This is a genomic window from Pseudomonas sp. Irchel s3h14 (genome assembly GCF_900187425.1).
In the GTDB taxonomy this organism is placed as follows: Bacteria; Pseudomonadota; Gammaproteobacteria; order Pseudomonadales; family Pseudomonadaceae; genus Aquipseudomonas.
Genome location: NZ_FYDJ01000028.1, coordinates 21,249 through 36,858 on the forward strand (window position 1 = coordinate 21,249; position 15,610 = coordinate 36,858).

Annotated in this window: 11 protein-coding genes; 8 read left to right on the top strand and 3 right to left on the bottom strand. The window is 59.6% G+C overall.

Annotated elements, in window-relative coordinates:
* Positions 1-4: 4 nt before the first annotated feature.
* A complete protein-coding gene (locus tag CKW16_RS29060; protein ID WP_095132777.1) occupies positions 5-2,281 on the bottom strand; it encodes a PAS domain S-box protein in 2,277 nt (758 codons plus the stop codon).
* A 231-nt stretch (positions 2,282-2,512) separates the two neighbouring features.
* On the opposite strand from CKW16_RS29060, the gene CKW16_RS29065 reads away from it, so the two are divergent.
* The 6 genes from CKW16_RS29065 (at position 2,513) to phaR (ending at position 10,216) form a co-directional block, all read left to right on the top strand.
* A complete protein-coding gene (locus tag CKW16_RS29065) occupies positions 2,513-4,135 on the top strand; it encodes an acyl-CoA synthetase (RefSeq protein ID WP_095132779.1) in 1,623 nt (540 codons plus the stop codon).
* 130 nt (positions 4,136-4,265) lie between these two features.
* Positions 4,266-4,592, top strand: coding sequence for a DUF485 domain-containing protein (locus CKW16_RS29070; protein ID WP_008146418.1), 327 nt, complete (start codon positions 4,266-4,268; stop codon positions 4,590-4,592).
* Positions 4,592-6,262 (top strand): cation acetate symporter, encoded by a 1,671-nt coding sequence (locus CKW16_RS29075; RefSeq protein ID WP_095132781.1) that lies wholly within the window; start codon positions 4,592-4,594, stop codon positions 6,260-6,262. The genes CKW16_RS29070 and CKW16_RS29075 overlap by 1 nt, the downstream gene beginning before the upstream one ends.
* Before the next feature lie 64 nt (positions 6,263-6,326).
* Complete coding sequence (locus CKW16_RS29080; RefSeq protein WP_095132783.1) at positions 6,327-8,099, top strand: acyl-CoA dehydrogenase C-terminal domain-containing protein; 1,773 nt, start codon at positions 6,327-6,329, stop codon at positions 8,097-8,099.
* A gap of 129 nt (positions 8,100-8,228) precedes the next feature.
* The gene (locus CKW16_RS29085; protein ID WP_095132785.1) at positions 8,229-9,497 is read left to right on the top strand and encodes an OprD family porin; all 1,269 of its coding nucleotides are present in this window, start codon (positions 8,229-8,231) and stop codon (positions 9,495-9,497) included.
* A gap of 170 nt (positions 9,498-9,667) precedes the next feature.
* Positions 9,668-10,216 (top strand): polyhydroxyalkanoate synthesis repressor PhaR, encoded by a 549-nt coding sequence (phaR, locus tag CKW16_RS29090; protein ID WP_095132787.1) that lies wholly within the window; start codon positions 9,668-9,670, stop codon positions 10,214-10,216.
* A gap of 35 nt (positions 10,217-10,251) precedes the next feature.
* Here the strand turns inward: phaR and phaP are convergent, their stop codons facing one another.
* On the bottom strand, positions 10,252-10,821 hold the full coding sequence (phaP, locus tag CKW16_RS29095; RefSeq protein WP_095132789.1) for a TIGR01841 family phasin: 570 nt from the start codon (positions 10,819-10,821) through the stop codon (positions 10,252-10,254).
* Positions 10,822-11,076: 255 nt separating this feature from the next.
* Between phaP and CKW16_RS29100 the strand changes: the two genes are divergently transcribed.
* Positions 11,077-13,506: a DUF3141 domain-containing protein gene (locus tag CKW16_RS29100; RefSeq protein ID WP_095132791.1), complete on the top strand. Its 2,430-nt coding sequence runs from the start codon at positions 11,077-11,079 to the stop codon at positions 13,504-13,506.
* Between the two features lie 57 nt (positions 13,507-13,563).
* Here the strand turns inward: CKW16_RS29100 and CKW16_RS29105 are convergent, their stop codons facing one another.
* Positions 13,564-14,568 (bottom strand): AraC family transcriptional regulator, encoded by a 1,005-nt coding sequence (locus CKW16_RS29105; RefSeq protein ID WP_095132793.1) that lies wholly within the window; start codon positions 14,566-14,568, stop codon positions 13,564-13,566.
* A 258-nt stretch (positions 14,569-14,826) separates the two neighbouring features.
* Between CKW16_RS29105 and phbB the strand changes: the two genes are divergently transcribed.
* Complete coding sequence (gene phbB, locus CKW16_RS29110; protein WP_095132795.1) at positions 14,827-15,573, top strand: acetoacetyl-CoA reductase; 747 nt, start codon at positions 14,827-14,829, stop codon at positions 15,571-15,573.
* Positions 15,574-15,610: the final 37 nt, after the last annotated feature.

Genomic DNA, 15,610 nt, shown 5'->3' on the forward strand with positions numbered 1-15,610 from the left:
TACGTTATTCCTGTTGTTGTTTTGTTGGGCCGGCCAGCGGCAAGCGGCAGCACATCAGCAGCCCGACAGGTTGGCGTCGGGCCTGCAATTCGCCACCGAAACCTTCGATGATGCTGCGGCTCATGGACAAGCCAAGTCCCAGGCCATCGGGTTTGCTGGTATAGAACGGGGTAAAAATCTGCTCCAGTTCGGGCTCGCTGACACCCGGTCCCTGGTCTTGCACACTGATTTCCACGGTTGTACCACCGCCCTGCCCTGCGGCCATCACAATCAGTGACGGCTGCCCCGGATGTTGTTCGCGGTTGGCATCGATGGCATTGCGCAACAGATTGAGCAGCACCTGCTCCAGCAGCACTCGGTCGGCATAAATCGGCGGCAGATTATCCGGCAGGCGATCCTCGATTGTCACTTGGCAATTACTTGCCTCCCAGGCACACAAACGCACGGCCTCGCGGGCGACGTCAGTGAAATTCAAGGCCTGCATCCGACGTTGTCCCTTGCGCAGAAACGCGCGCAAACGTCTGATCACTTCCGAGGCATGCGTGGCGTGATGGGTAATGCGTTCCAGCCCTTGCGCCACTCGGGCGGCAGCCTGGGGATTGGAATCCAGGGTCTGTAAATAGCGCTGGCTGGCATTGGCGTAATTGACCACCGCCGCCAACGGCTGGTTGATTTCGTGAGCGATGCCCGAGGCCAATTCACCCAGGGTGACCAACCGCGCGGTGTGCGCCAGCTCGTCCTGATGGCGGCGCTGTTGCACCTCTCGCAGTTCACGTTCGGTCATGTCCCGCGCCACCAAGGAGTAATAGCGCTCGCCACCGGCCGAACGGTGCGCCAGCAACACCAGCGATACCGGCACTGAAGTGCCGCCTCCCGGTGGCTGCAATCGCGCATCGGTGCTCCAGACACCGTCGCGTTCGGCGCTGCTCCAGCCATCACGTTGCAGACGTGCCAGGTCGGCGCTGGCGAACAATTGCGCCAGGGCTGGCATCGGTTGTTGTTCGTCGATCCCGAGGATCCGCCGCGCCGCTGGATTGAGGTAAGTGACCTGCCCCTCGGGGTCGATGAACAACACCGGATCGGTGTTGGCCTCGACCACCTCCGCCAGGCGCCGCTTGTTCTCCTCGGCTTGCACCCGGGCGGTGATGTCCCGGGACACGCTGACCACTTCGACCACCGTCCCGGTGTAGGTCTCACGAATCGCCCGGCTCGCGGTTTCGAACCACAGGTAATGCCCGTCTCGATGACGAATGCGATAGGTCATCGTGTGATAACCATCCTGCTCCAGGGCATCCCGTGCGCGCTGCACCAGGCTGGCCAGGTCCTGACCATGGAACAAACCCTGGGCCATTTGCCCGCGCAACTCTTCCGGCCAGTAGCCGAGCAATGTCCAAGACGCGGGCGAGGCATCCAGAAAGCGCCCGTCCGGAGTGTGTCGGGAAATCAGGTCGGTGGTGTTTTCGATGATCAGCCGGTACAAACGGCGTGCGGTGGCGGCTTCACGCTCGGCCAGCACTTGTGCCGTGGCATCGCGGCAACGGGCGAGCACGCGGTTGTCCTGGGGATCGGGGATAAACGTCCAGATCAGGATCTGCGCTTCGAACTGGGCTTCGACCCCATCGATGGCGCGTTGCTGGTCGAGGCAGGCACGGACCAGCACCCGGTGATTGACCGGCAGAAAACCCAGCACATCAGCCAGCGGTTTTTCGGCGAGCAGTGCCAACAGCGCGGCATTGAATTCCAGCGGTCGGCCTTGGGCATCGAGCAACAGACTCGGCTGTGGATCGTGACCCAACAGCGGTGAGCCGCGCAGCATGCCGTTGACGCTGCTCAGCAAGGTCGTCAGCAAGTCCTGCACCCAACCCAGCCAATCAAGACTCACGCCCTCGCACACTTCCACCAGCAATAACCCCGGCTGCCCCGGTTGCAAGGCCAGATCAAACACCTGGCCATGGCTGATAGCGGCCCGACGCAATCGACCGGACAACCAGCAATCGAGTTGCCGCACTTGCGCCAGATCCAGGCGCCCCGCCTCGACCAGCCGATCAAACAGCAACTGATCGCTGGCCAGCGACGGGTCACCCAAACCCGGTGGAAAATGCTGGGCGGCGCCCTCATGGCTGTAAATCCGCGCATTGGCTTGCCAACTCAGATAAACCGCCCGGCGCACCTCGGGACACTCCTGCAACGCACGGCACAACGCATCGGCCCGGGCGGCCAGAGACACACCCTCGCGCTGCAGGCGCAACCAGCTGTGCAATCGAACGGGAGTCAGGGTCATCACAGGTCCGCTTCGTTGGGGAAGCCAAGGATATACCGGCCTTGGCGGTGTGACTGTATTGATTTAGACCGGCCAGAATCAAATATAGTACATATCCTATATGACGTAGGTTGTACTTCCATATCAGTGGCTGGATGTTATATAAAGCAAACCGGACATAAAAGGTGCCCTCAGCGGCGACGCTGCAAGGGTCACCTATAGAGCTAACAATCAGCCACCGAGTACCCGTACATGTCGATCTATGAACAAGGGCTAGGCCCTGCGGCTGTCAATCATATTGCCTTGTCTCCGCTCAGCTTCATCGAGCGCACCGCCAGCGTTTATCCGGACTACCCCGCCGTCATCCATGGTTCTATTCGCCGCACCTGGGCGCAAACCTACACCCGCTGCCGCCGTCTGGCTTCGGCACTGGCCGGTCGCGGCATCGGCAAGAACGACACGGTGGCGGTGATGCTGCCCAACATTCCCGAGATGCTTGAAGTGCATTTCGGCGTGCCAATGATTGGCGCGGTGCTCAACCCGCTCAACGTGCGTCTGGATGCCGAAGCCATCGCCTTCATGCTGCAGCATGGCGAAGCCAAGGTGCTGATTACCGACCGCGAATTCCATGATGTGATTCACGCGGCGATCGGCATGCTCGATCACCCGCCGCTGGTCATCGACGTCAATGATCCGGAATACGGCGAAGGTCAGGCGGTCAGCGATCTGGACTATGAAGCGCTGTTGGCCGAAGGCGACCCGGCCTTCGCCTGGCAGTGGCCGGCGAACGAATGGCAAGCCATCTCGCTGAATTACACCTCAGGCACCACCGGCAACCCCAAAGGCGTGGTTTACCACCATCGCGGTGCTTATCTGAACTCGTTGGGCAACCAGATGACCTGGGCCATGGGCAACCACCCGGTGTACCTCTGGACCCTGCCGATGTTCCATTGCAACGGTTGGTGCTACCCGTGGATCATCACCGCCATGGCCGGTGTGCATGTGTTCCTGCGCCGTGTCGATCCACAGAAAATCCTCACGCTGATCCGCGAGCATCAGGTCACCCATCTGTGCGCTGCGCCGATCGTCCTCAATGCCTTGGTCAACATGCCGGAATCGGCTAAAGCGGCGATCGATCACCCGGTCAACGCGATGGTCGCCGGTGCCGCGCCACCGGCCAAAGTGATCGGTGCCGTGGAAGAAATGGGCATCAAGGTCACCCACGTGTATGGCCTGACCGAAACCTACGGCCCGGTGACGCTCTGCGCCTGGCATGCCGAATGGGATGAGTTGCCGCTGGACGAACGGGCACAAATCAAATCCCGTCAGGGCGTGCGCTACCCGACACTCGAAGGCGTGATGGTTGGCGATTCGAAGACACTGGAGCCGACCCCGCGGGATGGTCAGACCATCGGTGAGATCTTCATGCGCGGTAACACCGTGATGAAGGGCTACCTGAAGAACCCGACCGCCACGGCCGAAGCGTTCGAAGGCGGCTGGTTCCACACTGGCGACCTGGCGGTGTGTCACCCGAACGGTTACGTCGAGATCAAGGACCGACTCAAAGACATCATCATTTCCGGCGGCGAGAACATTTCCACCATCGAACTGGAAGGTGTGCTCTATCGCCATCCAGCCGTCATGGAAGCGGCCGTCGTCGCCCGCCCCGATGAGAAGTGGGGCGAAACGCCCTGCGCCTTTATCACGTTGAAGGCTGATCACCAGGACGTTCGCGAGGCCAACATCATCAGCTTCTGCCGCGAACACCTGGCCGGTTTCAAAGTCCCGCGCACGGTGATTTTCACCCTGCTGCCGAAGACTTCAACCGGCAAGATCCAGAAGTACGTTCTGCGCGACAGGGCCAAAGCGCTCTAACCGAATCGACGTTGTACCCGTCAAGCGGCCGGTGTTTTTACCGGCCGCTTCGGGCTCGTGCAGGCCGGATTCGGCTCTGCCCTGCCCCTAATACCAAAAGCACCGATAACAACAACAAGGTGGAGCCACCATGATCGACATCCATTCAACCGATACCCAACGCTGTGAACGCATTCGGTCCAATCCGAAATTCCTTCAATTGGTGAGCAGCCGTTCGCGTCTGGCCTGGTCACTCAGCGCTGCGGTGCTGGGCACTTACTACGCGTTCATGCTAGTGGTGGCGTTTGCACCGCAGTGGCTGCATGCGCCGCTCGCCGAGCATCGGATGTTGACCCTGGGCATGCCGGTTGGCGCGGCGATCATCATTTTTTCCTGGCTACTGACCGGTTGGTACGTCTACAGCGCCAACACGCGTTTCGATGCACTGGGCGCCGCCATTCTCGAGGAGAGCAAGTAATGAACCTGCTCCGTAAACTTCTCCTCGCCGCTGCCGGGCTCTTGCCGGCCTCCGTTGTACTGGCTGCGCCCGCGCTGGGTGCGGTGGAAAAACAACCGCTCAACCTGCATGCGATCGGCATGTTCTTCGTCTTCGTGCTGGGCACGCTGGCCATCACCTGGTGGGCCGCGTGGCAAACCAAATCCACGTCGGACTTCTACACCGCGGGCGGTGGCATCACCGGATTCCAGAACGGTCTGGCGATTGCCGGTGACTACATGTCCGCCGCCACGCTGCTGGGGCTGTCCAGCCTGGTGTTTGCCAAGGGCTACGACGGCTTCATCTATACCATCGGCTTCTTCGTCGGCTGGCCGATCATCACCTTCCTGATGGCCGAGCGCTTGCGCAACCTGGGGCGCTACACCTTTGCCGACATCGTGTCCTATCGACTGGACCAGAACAAAGTGCGGATTTTCGCCGCCTTCGGTTCGTTGACGGTGGTGTGCTGCTACCTGATTGTGCAGATGGTCGGTGCCGGTCAGTTGATCAAGTTGCTGTTCGGCCTCGACTACCCGGTTGCGGTGGTGATCGTCGGCGCGCTGATGCTGGTGTACGTGATCTTCGGCGGCATGATCGCCACCACCTGGGTGCAAATCATCAAGGCTGTGTTGCTGCTTGCCGGCGGCACGACCCTGGCGTTGATGGCCATGTCGCAATTCGGCTTCAGCTACGAAACCCTGGCCAGCAAAGCCGTCGAAGCCCACGCCAGCGGCTGGAACATCATGGGCCCTGGCTCAATGCTCGCCGACCCGATCAACACCGCTTCGATGTCGCTGGGCCTGGTGTTCGGGATTGCCGGTCTGCCGCACATTCTGATGCGCTTCTTCACCGTGCCTAACGCCAAGGAAGCGCGCAAGTCGGTGTTCTACGCCACAGGCTTCATCGGTTTCTTCTTCCTTGTTGTCTGCACCCTGGGCTTTGCCGCGATGGTGATCATCGGCACTGACCCGCAGTACTACGTTAATGGTGAAGTCGGCGGCGCCTTGATTGGTGGCGGCAACATGGTTGCCATGCACCTGGCCAAAGCAGTCGGTGGCAACCTGTTCTTCGGTTTCCTCTCGGCCGTGGCCTTCGCCACCATTCTTGCGGTGGTCTCCGGGCTGGCGCTGGCCGGTGCCTCGGCGATATCCCACGACCTCTACGCCACAGTATTCAAGAAAGGCAAAGCCACCCAGAAGCAGGAAATGCGCGTGACCCGCATGGCCACTGTTGGCCTTGGCATCATCGCGATTCTGCTGGGCATTCTGTTCGAGAAGATGAACGTCGCGTTCCTGGTGGGCCTGACCTTCGGCATCGCCGCATCGACCAACTTCCCGGTGCTGATCATGGCCATGTACTGGAAAGGCCTGACCACCAAAGGCGCGATCATCGGTGGTTTCGCCGGCCTGATCTGCGCACTGGTGCTGGTGATCCTCTCGCCAGCCGTCTGGGTCACTGTGCTCGGCCATGCTCACGCGATCTTCCCGTACGACCACCCGGCGCTGTTCTCCATGCCGCTGGCGTTCTTCGTGATCGTCGCGGTGTCGAAACTCGACCGCAGCGTGCGGGCCGACAAAGAGCGTGACGCTTACGCCGACCAGTTCGTTCGCGCCCAGACCGGCCTCGGCGCCGCCAGCGCTTCCGCCCATTGATAGAAAGGGCACGGCCTGCTCAAGCGGCGCCGTGCCCATCGCACAACCTTTTGAGGTTCACGTTATGCCCGAATTCAACGCCCCGCTGCGCGACATGCGCTTTGTCTTGCATGAAGTGTTCGACGCCCCGGCCCTGTGGGCACGCCTGCCAGCCCTGGCTGACAGTGTCGACGCCGCCACCGCTGACGCCATTCTTGAGGAGGCGGCCAAAGTCACCTCGCACCTGATTGCGCCATTGAATCGCAGCGGCGACGAGGAAGGCGCCCAGTGGGTCGATGGCCAGGTCAGCACGCCAATCGGTTTCAAACAGGCTTATGCCACCTACATCGAAGGCGGCTGGGTGGGTCTTTCCGGTAACGCCGACTTCGGCGGCATGGGCATGCCGAAGATGCTCGCCGTGCAGTTCGAAGAAATGCTCTACGGCGCCAACTCAAGCTTTGCACTCTATTCAGCGTTGAGTTCCGGTGCCTGCCTGGCACTGGATGCCCACGCCAGCGACACCCTGAAAAACCTCTACCTGCCGCCGATGTACGAAGGCCGCTGGGCCGGCTCCATGTGCCTGACCGAAGCCCACGCCGGCACCGATCTGGGGATTATCCGCACCCGCGCCGAACCTCAGGCCGACGGCAGCTTCAGCATCACCGGCAGCAAGATCTTCATCACCGGTGGCGATCAGGACCTGACCGAAAACATTGTCCATCTGGTGCTGGCCAAATTGCCGGACGCACCGGCGGGGCCGAAAGGCATCTCGCTGTTCGTCGTGCCCAAAGTGCTGGTCAATGCCGACGGTTCCCTCGGCGATGCCAACGCCGTGAGTTGCGGTTCGATCGAACACAAGATGGGCATCAAGGCCTCGGCCACCTGCGTGATGAACTTCGACGGCGCCAGCGGTTGGCTGGTCGGCGAAGCCAACAAAGGTTTGGCGGCGATGTTCACCATGATGAATTACGAACGCCTGTCCATCGGCATCCAGGGCATTGGCTGCGCCGAAGCGTCCTATCAGAGCGCCGTCGCCTATGCACGCGAACGTGTGCAGAGCCGCGCGCCGACCGGTGCCATTGCCCCGGACAAAGTGGCCGACCCGATCATCGTTCACCCCGACGTGCGCCGCATGCTGCTGAGCATGAAAGCCATGACCGAGGGCGGCCGCGCGTTCGCCAGCTATGTCGGGCAGCAACTGGACCTGGCGAAGTTTTCCGATGACGCCAAAGAACGCGACAGCGCGCAAACCCTGGTCGCGCTGCTCACGCCGGTAGCCAAGGCTTTCTTCACCGACACCGGCCTGGAAAGCTGCATCAATGGCCAGCAAGTGTTCGGCGGCCATGGCTACATCCGCGAATGGGGCCAGGAACAATTGGTCCGTGACGTGCGCATCGCACAGATCTACGAAGGCACCAACGGCATTCAGGCCCTGGACCTGCTCGGACGCAAAGTGCTCGCAGACAAGGGCGTTGCGCTGCGCCAGTTCACCGCTGAAATCCGTCATTTCACCCATCAGCCTGACGCGCCCTACTCCGCTCAACTGTTAGATGCCGTACAGCGTCTGGAAGACCTGAGCGACTGGCTGCAGGATCAGGCCGCGACCAACCGAAACGAAGTCGGCGCCGCGTCGGTGGAGTATTTGCATCTGTTCGGTTACGTCGCCTACGCCTGGCTTTGGGCGCGCATGGCACAGGTTGCCAAGCAAAAGCTGCACGAAGACGAAGGGTTTTATGGCGCGAAAATCGCTACCGCCGACTTCTATATCCGCCGCTTGCTGCCGCGCATTTTGAGCCTGGAGCAATCCATCCGCGCGGGCAGTGCCTCGTTGTTTGGCCTGAGCGCCGAACAGTTCTAACGATTGAACCGCACGCGGCGTCACGCTCCTATCTTTTTGGCGTTCGCGTTTTTTTATTGATAAGCCCTCGCCCACCTGGCGAGGGCCGCGGGACCTGTCTTTCCATAATAAAAACAAAGGGGCTTCACCATGGACCGCAACACCCGCATCCTCGCTACCCGACTGTTGCTGGCCGGCGGCGTCATCAGCCTCTCGGCCCCCGCCGCTGCTGACTTTGTCAAAGACAGCAAGGCCAGCCTTGAGCTGCGCAACTTCTATTTCAACCGTGACTATCGCCAGGACAACGCTCCCCAATCCAAACAAGAGGAATGGGCGCAGGGTTTCCTGCTGCGCTATGAGTCGGGATTCACCGACGGTTTGATCGGTGTCGGTTTCGATGCCATCGGACTGCTGGGCGTCAAGCTCGATTCCAGCCCTGATCGCGCAGGCTCCGGCCTGCTCAAACGCCACCGCGACACGAGCAAAGGTGCTCAGGACGAGTACGGCGAACTGGGCCTGACCGCCAAAGTGCGTGCATCAAAAAGCACACTGAAACTCGGCACGCTGCTGCCGAAACTGCCGACGGTCCTGGCCAACGATTCACGGCTGTTGCCACAAACCTTCAAGGGCGGTCAGTTGACCTCGCTGGAACTCGAAGGCCTGACCGTGGATGCCGGGCGACTGACGCAGGTCAATCAGCGCGACTCCTCGGACTACGAGGACATGGGCATCACCCGCACCGGCGCCAAGGGCATCACCACACGTCATCTCGACAGCGACAGCTTCGATTTCGCCAGCCTGAACTACAAATGGACCAGCAACCTCGCCACCGGCTACAGCTACGGCCATCTCGACAACTTCTACAGCCAGCACCTGGTCAACCTGACCTACGTATTGCCGGTGACGACGGGCCAGTCGCTGAAGACGGATCTGCGCTTCGCCCGCTCCACGGACGATGGCGGCAGTAATGTCGATAACAATGCCATTGGCGCGATGTTCACCTACAACCTCGGCGGGCATGCGTTGGGCCTGGGTTATCAGGGCATGAGCGGCGACACCGGCTACGCCTACGTCAACGGCACCGACGCCTTCCTGGTGAACTTCGTGCAGATCGGCGACTTTGCCAGCAAGGACGAAAAGTCCTGGCAGGCGCGATACGACTACAACTTTGCGGCCATCGGTGTTCCGGGCCTGACCTTCATGACCCGCTACATTACTGGCGACAATATCGATCTGGGCGGCAATCGTCCGGAAGGCAAGGAATGGGAACGTGATACCGACATTGGTTATGTCGTGCAGAGCGGGCCGTTGAAGAATGTCGGGGTGAAATGGCGTAATGCGACGGTTCGCTCGACCAACTTCGGCAGCGACCTGGATGAAAACCGCCTGATCGTCAGCTACACCTTGCCGATCTGGTAAGCACCGCAATGATCGTTCCCACGCTCTGCGTGGGAATGCAGCCCGGGACGCTCCGCGTCCCAAGAGCGGACGCAGAGCGTCCGAGGATGAATTCCCACGCAGAGCGTGGGAACTATCGGTACGCGGAGCGTGGGAACGATCACCCGCGGCAGTGGCCAGAGTAGGTTAAGATGCCTGCAAACCAGGCCCGCCGCGAGACGCCCCGCATGACTGATACCACCCCCCGCCTGATCAAGAAGTACCCCAATCGCCGACTGTATGACACCCACACCAGCAGTCATTTGACGCTGGCGGACATACGCCAGTTGGTGGTCGACAAAGTTGCCTTTCAGGTGGTCGATGCCAAGAGCGGCGAGGATCTGACGCGCAGCATCCTGCTGCAAGTGATTCTGGAAGCCGAAAGCGGCGGTGAGCCGATCTTCACCAGCGAAATGCTGATGGGGATTATCCAGTTCTACGGCCCTTATCAGGGTGTACTCGGCAGTTACCTGGACAAGAGCATTCAGACCGTGATCGACATCCAGTCCCAGACCGGCGCGCAGTCGTCCGAGGCCTGGAGCGACTTCATGCATCAACAGGCTCCGGTGATGCAGGACCTGATGCGCCAATATGTCGATCAGTCGAAGGCGTTGTATCTCAATACCCAGAACCTGTTTGGCATGTTTGGCGGTAAACCCGGCACCGATAACGGGCCGAAAAAAAATGGCAATGGGGAATAAACCCATCGCCATTGGTGCCACTTGCTTGACGTGACTTACTTGTTACCGCTGGTAGCCTTGGCGCTTGCTTCTGGAGCCGCTTTGGTGGCCGCTGCAGTCGCTGCGTCAAAACTGCTCTGAGCCACATCGGCAGCCTGTTTTACGGCTTTCTGTGCGCTTTCAAACACTGTACCGGCATTCGCCAAACCCGACTTGAACGCTGCTACAACAGGCTCGGAGCCGGCCGGTGCATTCTTGCTGATCGCTTCAACGAACTCTTGCACCTGTTGGGTGCCCGCTTCGACCTGACTCGAGGTCAGTTTGGCGATGTCCGACTGAGTACCGACGATCAGCGCTTGAACCTGACGATTGAACTCGGCCAGACGTTCGGTCTGTGCGCTCGGCTGGGTGAAAGAAGCCTGCAGATCGGCGAAACCTTGTGGGTCACGAACGGCCAGCAGCTTGCGAACACCTTCGAAGTGCTCTTCGGTGGAGTCGCGCAGTGCCTTGAACTGCAACTGGCTGAGCTGTTCAACGCTGGCGAAGACTTTGCCGCTGATTTGCTGCAAAAGATCGAGGTTGGCTTTCTGAGCGGATTGCAGTTTTTCCGAATTGAAAAAAGACATGCTTGAATCTCCTGGTACTGGAAGGCCCTGATGGACCTGAGGACGCGATAGCGATCCGGCCAGTCATCGCGTTAGCCTTGATATTGCAATGCACAAAACCATTTGGCAACGTCTATTTTTGTGCGGTGCAAAATACCCTTTGCTAAAGCCCTCCTTATTCGCTGTAAACTCCTGCTCATCGAACGGCCAGGCTAGCCCTCTTTAACTAAAGGGGCCTGATGGGCCGGTTCCCATGCACTGCGTCAGGAGATCACGATGGGTCAGGAATTAAATATTGCGCTGCAAGATGAAGAGTCCTCCGAACCCGCCGGCTTGTTCGAACACCTGAATCATCTGCAACGCCTCAATACCCGCAACGTCCTCGACGCCGTGCAGAAGCGCCAGGCAAAAACCTTCGCGCCTTTAAGCCTTGGTCAACTCCGGCAGCCAACGCCTGCTGACTGGCAGGAATACTTCACGGACCTCGGCCAACGCAGCGTGTTGTTCTGGGACACCTTGCGTCAGCGCGGCGACAACACCCTGGCCCACGAACGCGCAGGGTATCCGCTGCTGCTCAAGTTCAATCATGAAACGCTGGTCGCCGGTGAAGACCTGCCCCGCCCGGTCAATTACTCGCTGTTGCAAATCCTCGGCGGCCCCGGACAACAGATTGACAGCAAAAAACAGCCGGTGATCATCATTGACCCACGCGGCGGCCACGGCTCAGGGATCGGCGGTTTCAAACAGGATTCGGTCATCGGCGAAAGCCTGAGGGCCGGCCACCCCACCTACTTCGTCTCCTTCAGTCACTCGCCACGCCCTGGGCAAACCCTTGCCGATATCACAGAAGCCCAAGCGAAGTTCATCGAAGTCGTCAGCGCCCGACACCCCGACAGCACCAAACCCGTGGTAATCGGCAACTGCCAGGCGGGCTGGGCGTTAATGGGCCTCGCGGCCACCCGTCCGGAGCTGCCGGGGCTGATCATCGTCAACGGTGCGCCGTTGTCGTACTGGGCCGGCGTCAATGGTCGCAATCCGATGCGCTACACCGGTGGTTTGTTGGGTGGTGGCTGGATGGCGCGCCTCGGTAGCGACCTCGGTAATGACCGTTTCGACGGCACCTGGCTGGTCAGCAATTTCGAAAACCTGGACCCGGCCAACACCTGGTGGGGCAAGTACTACCACCTGTTCAGCGAAGTCGACAGCGAGGCCGCACGCTTTCTGGACTTCGAACGCTGGTGGGGCAGCCCGACCCTGCTCAATGGCGAAGAGATCGAGATGATTGTCGACGACCTGTTCATCGGCAATCGGCTGTCCGGTGGCCTGGGGCGCAAGAGCAGCGGGCTTGATCTCAAACTGATCGAAGTGCCGGTGGTGGTGTTCTGCTCGTATGGCGACAACATCACCTCCCCGCAGCAGGCACTGGACTGGATCACCGACGTCTATCCCAGCGATCTCGCGTTGCAAAATGCCGGACGTACCATCGTTTACCTGCGGCACGCGAGCATCGGTCACCTGGGCATCTTCGTGTCCGGTGAAGTGGCGCGGCGTGAGCACCGTGAATTGCTCGGTGCGGTCGATGCGATCAATGCGCTGTCGGCCGGGCTGTATGAAATGCTGATCGAAGACCTGCCGGAGCACTCGGCGACGCCATATGCCGTGCGTTTCGAACGCCGGCGTATCGCCGACATCCATGGCGAAGTTCAGACGCTCCGTGATGACGATCGCGAATTTGCGCTGGTCCAGCGCGCGTCCGACGTCAACAACAGTGTGTACGACGAATTCATACGCCCATGGTTGCGCCAGCTGATCAACGAACCGAGCGCTGAACTGCTGCGCCGGGCACATCCTTTCCATCAGCAACAAGTGGCCTGGAGCAGTTTGAACCCGGCGCTCTGGTGGCTGGCAGGCAGTGCCGCTCACGTGAGCAAGGATCGTCACCCCGCCAGCCAGAACAACCCGTTGCTGGTCTGGCAGGAACTGTTTTCCAACCAGGTGCAGGACGCCTTGAACGGCTATAGGGATCTGCGCGATGCGGCTCAGGAAATGTGTTTCTACGGTGTGTATGGCGTACTCAACAGCCTCGCCGGCAATGCACCCGGGCGTAATCTTCAGGAACATGCCGAGCAGCACGACAAGGTTTTGATCGAGCGCCTGCAGGATGCCCTGCCCCTTGGCGGCCTGATGGAAGCCTTGATACGGATCCTGTTCCTGCTGGGCCGCGACAGCGACGAGCCGGGCAAGGAAAGCGTCGAAAAATTGATCCTGCAAATGCAGGTGCTGCTCCAGGATTACAGTGCCGAGCCGCTTGATTTGCGCGAAACCCTGCGCCTGCAAAAACTGCTGGTCGCCACCCATCCGCAAGAAAGCCTGCACAGCCTGCCCGTGATGCTTGCCGAGGTCGAAGAACGCCAGCAAGTGCTGGCGGCCGTCGCCAATTTGCTGCCGGAACTGCTGACCAGCGGCGCAGACAACCCATTCTGGTGTGAGCTGCACACGCTGCTCGACGTGCCGCTGCCAGGTTTCAGCCTGACCCAACCACTCGGTGAGGCCGATGCCATCGAAGAGAAAGTCCCGGCAATAATCCCAGAACCGATCAAGCAGAAAATACCCGCTGTGACCCCTGACTCCGTCGCCAAGGTTGCGAGTCCAGTGCGCAAACCTGCCAAGGGCAAGAAAGGCGTGAAAAAACCTCCGGTGAAATAACGTTTAACGCTGAGGAGAACCGCGTCATACCGGCGCGGCTTCCACGATTCCAAGCGATTAATCGGCCCGATACTTTCCGGGTGTCATGCCAAACCAGCGGCTACAGGCTTTGTTGAAACTGCTGTGGTCATGAAAACCAAGGAGATACGCGACATGCTTCATGTTGAAGCGAGAATTGCGCAGGTAGAAATCGGCCAATTGCCGGCGCACGGCATTCTGCACGTCCTTGAATTGCGTCCCGTCTTTTTCCAGGGTGCGTTGCAGCGTTCGCTTGCTGATGTTCAATGCGGCCGCGATTGACTCCATATCGCACACCCCCTGGCCCTGACTCAAGCGCTTGGTAATCAGTGCCCGAATTCTGCCGACGATGGTGCAGCCAAACAGCGAAACCAATTGAGCTTCGGCAAAACTGTCATGCAGTACCGCCAGTTCTTCGTTAGCCATGCTCAGCGGACGCAGAAGCTCCTGCCCGTCAAACAGGATGCTGTCATAGGCAGTCCCAAAATGCAGGTCGCAGCCAAACAGCCTTTGATGCTCGGACGTGTCTTCAGGTTCTGGATAGGCGAACTCCACACTCAACGGTTGCGGTAAGTTGCCTCCCGCCAGCCAACGGCAAAAACCCAGCAATGAAGCCATGCCTGCATCCGAGTACTGCCGGGGTTTGACCGACCCCTTTTGCTGATGATCAAGCGCCGCCAATCGATAATGCTGTTGCTCCGGCAAAAAGAAGAGGCTGAATCCGGTGCTGATCAAAGGGCTGAAACGCACCAGGCGTTCAAGTGCTTTTTTCAGATTCAAACTGGACATCATGGTGTAGCCGACGATCTGAAGGTTACCGGGATGGAAGTTTCCATAGGCCTTCAAACCGATGTCTGGATCGCCAGCGGCCTGGGCTCCCAGTTCCCATAGCCGATAAATAGCCCCTCGTTCGCAGTACGCTCCCAGGTTGTTAACGGTCTCCATGTCCATCCCAGCCTCCCGACACAGACTGGCAACATCCAGCCCTTGTGCCGAGAGCGTATTCACCAGCACGCTGGCATAACCTGAACTGATTCTATACATGCCGTCCTCAATGACCTGCGGAGCCGAACATCCTGTCCGGAGCCATGACTAACCTGCGTTGAATCGAATACTAACTGACTAATAAGTCTCAAATATTGATCCCAGTATAGGCACTCGTCATTTTTTGCCAGTGGTCCGAAAAAATCTGCATGGCACCGTTGGACACCAGACCGTCACCTCTCAACACTTCCGCACACCCCGCCTATGCCGAACAATCCCCCCATCTTGCAACGCAAAACACAAAAAGGAAGAAAGTGTATGAAGTCACTTGGTCGTATTGCGTTGGTCACGGGTGGTATGGGTGGGATTGGCACTGCGATAAGCCAACGCCTGTACAAGGAAGGATTCAAGGTCATCGTGGGCTGCAGCTCAGATTCCGCCCGCAAGAAAGAATGGATGGCGAGCCAACTGGAGGCGGGTTATCAATTCGAATGCATCTATGGCGACATCACCGATTGGGAATCAACGCGCAAAGCGTTCGAGATGGCACGTGAGCAATTCGGCCCGATCGATGTCTTGGTCAACAACGCCGGGATCACGCGTGATGCGTCCTTTCGCAAACTGACGCCCGAAGACTGGAACGCGGTCATCGGCACCAACCTGAGCGGCCTGTTCAACACCACCAAACAGGTGATTGAAGGGATGCTGGCCAAGGGTTGGGGACGGGTCATCAACATCTCCTCGATCAACGGTCAGCGCGGCCAGTTCGGCCAGACCAACTACAGCGCGGCCAAGGCCGGCATCCATGGTTTCACCATGGCCCTGGCCCGGGAAGTGTCCGGCAAGGGCGTGACCGTCAACACCGTTTCCCCAGGGTACATCCAGACCAGCATGACCGCGGCCATCCGCCCGGACATTCTCGACACCATGATCGCGGCCACACCGGTCGGGCGTCTCGGCCAACCTGAAGAAATCGCTTCCATCGTGGCCTGGCTGGCTTCCGATGAATCGGCCTATAGCACCGGGGCCGACTTCTCGGTCAACGGCGGCATGAACATGCAGTAGACCTGTCAGGGCATGAATGCCCTGCTTGCACTCGACA

Coding starts and splice junctions, on each gene's coding strand:
- CKW16_RS29060 (WP_095132777.1), bottom strand. CDS start 2,281: ATGACCCTGACTCCCGTTCGATTGCACAGCTGGTTGCGCCTGCAGCGC.
- CKW16_RS29065 (WP_095132779.1), top strand. CDS start 2,513: ATGTCGATCTATGAACAAGGGCTAGGCCCTGCGGCTGTCAATCATATT.
- CKW16_RS29070 (WP_008146418.1), top strand. CDS start 4,266: ATGATCGACATCCATTCAACCGATACCCAACGCTGTGAACGCATTCGG.
- CKW16_RS29075 (WP_095132781.1), top strand. CDS start 4,592: ATGAACCTGCTCCGTAAACTTCTCCTCGCCGCTGCCGGGCTCTTGCCG.
- CKW16_RS29080 (WP_095132783.1), top strand. CDS start 6,327: ATGCCCGAATTCAACGCCCCGCTGCGCGACATGCGCTTTGTCTTGCAT.
- CKW16_RS29085 (WP_095132785.1), top strand. CDS start 8,229: ATGGACCGCAACACCCGCATCCTCGCTACCCGACTGTTGCTGGCCGGC.
- phaR (WP_095132787.1), top strand. CDS start 9,668: ATGCCTGCAAACCAGGCCCGCCGCGAGACGCCCCGCATGACTGATACC.
- phaP (WP_095132789.1), bottom strand. CDS start 10,821: ATGTCTTTTTTCAATTCGGAAAAACTGCAATCCGCTCAGAAAGCCAAC.
- CKW16_RS29100 (WP_095132791.1), top strand. CDS start 11,077: ATGGGTCAGGAATTAAATATTGCGCTGCAAGATGAAGAGTCCTCCGAA.
- CKW16_RS29105 (WP_095132793.1), bottom strand. CDS start 14,568: ATGTATAGAATCAGTTCAGGTTATGCCAGCGTGCTGGTGAATACGCTC.
- phbB (WP_095132795.1), top strand. CDS start 14,827: ATGAAGTCACTTGGTCGTATTGCGTTGGTCACGGGTGGTATGGGTGGG.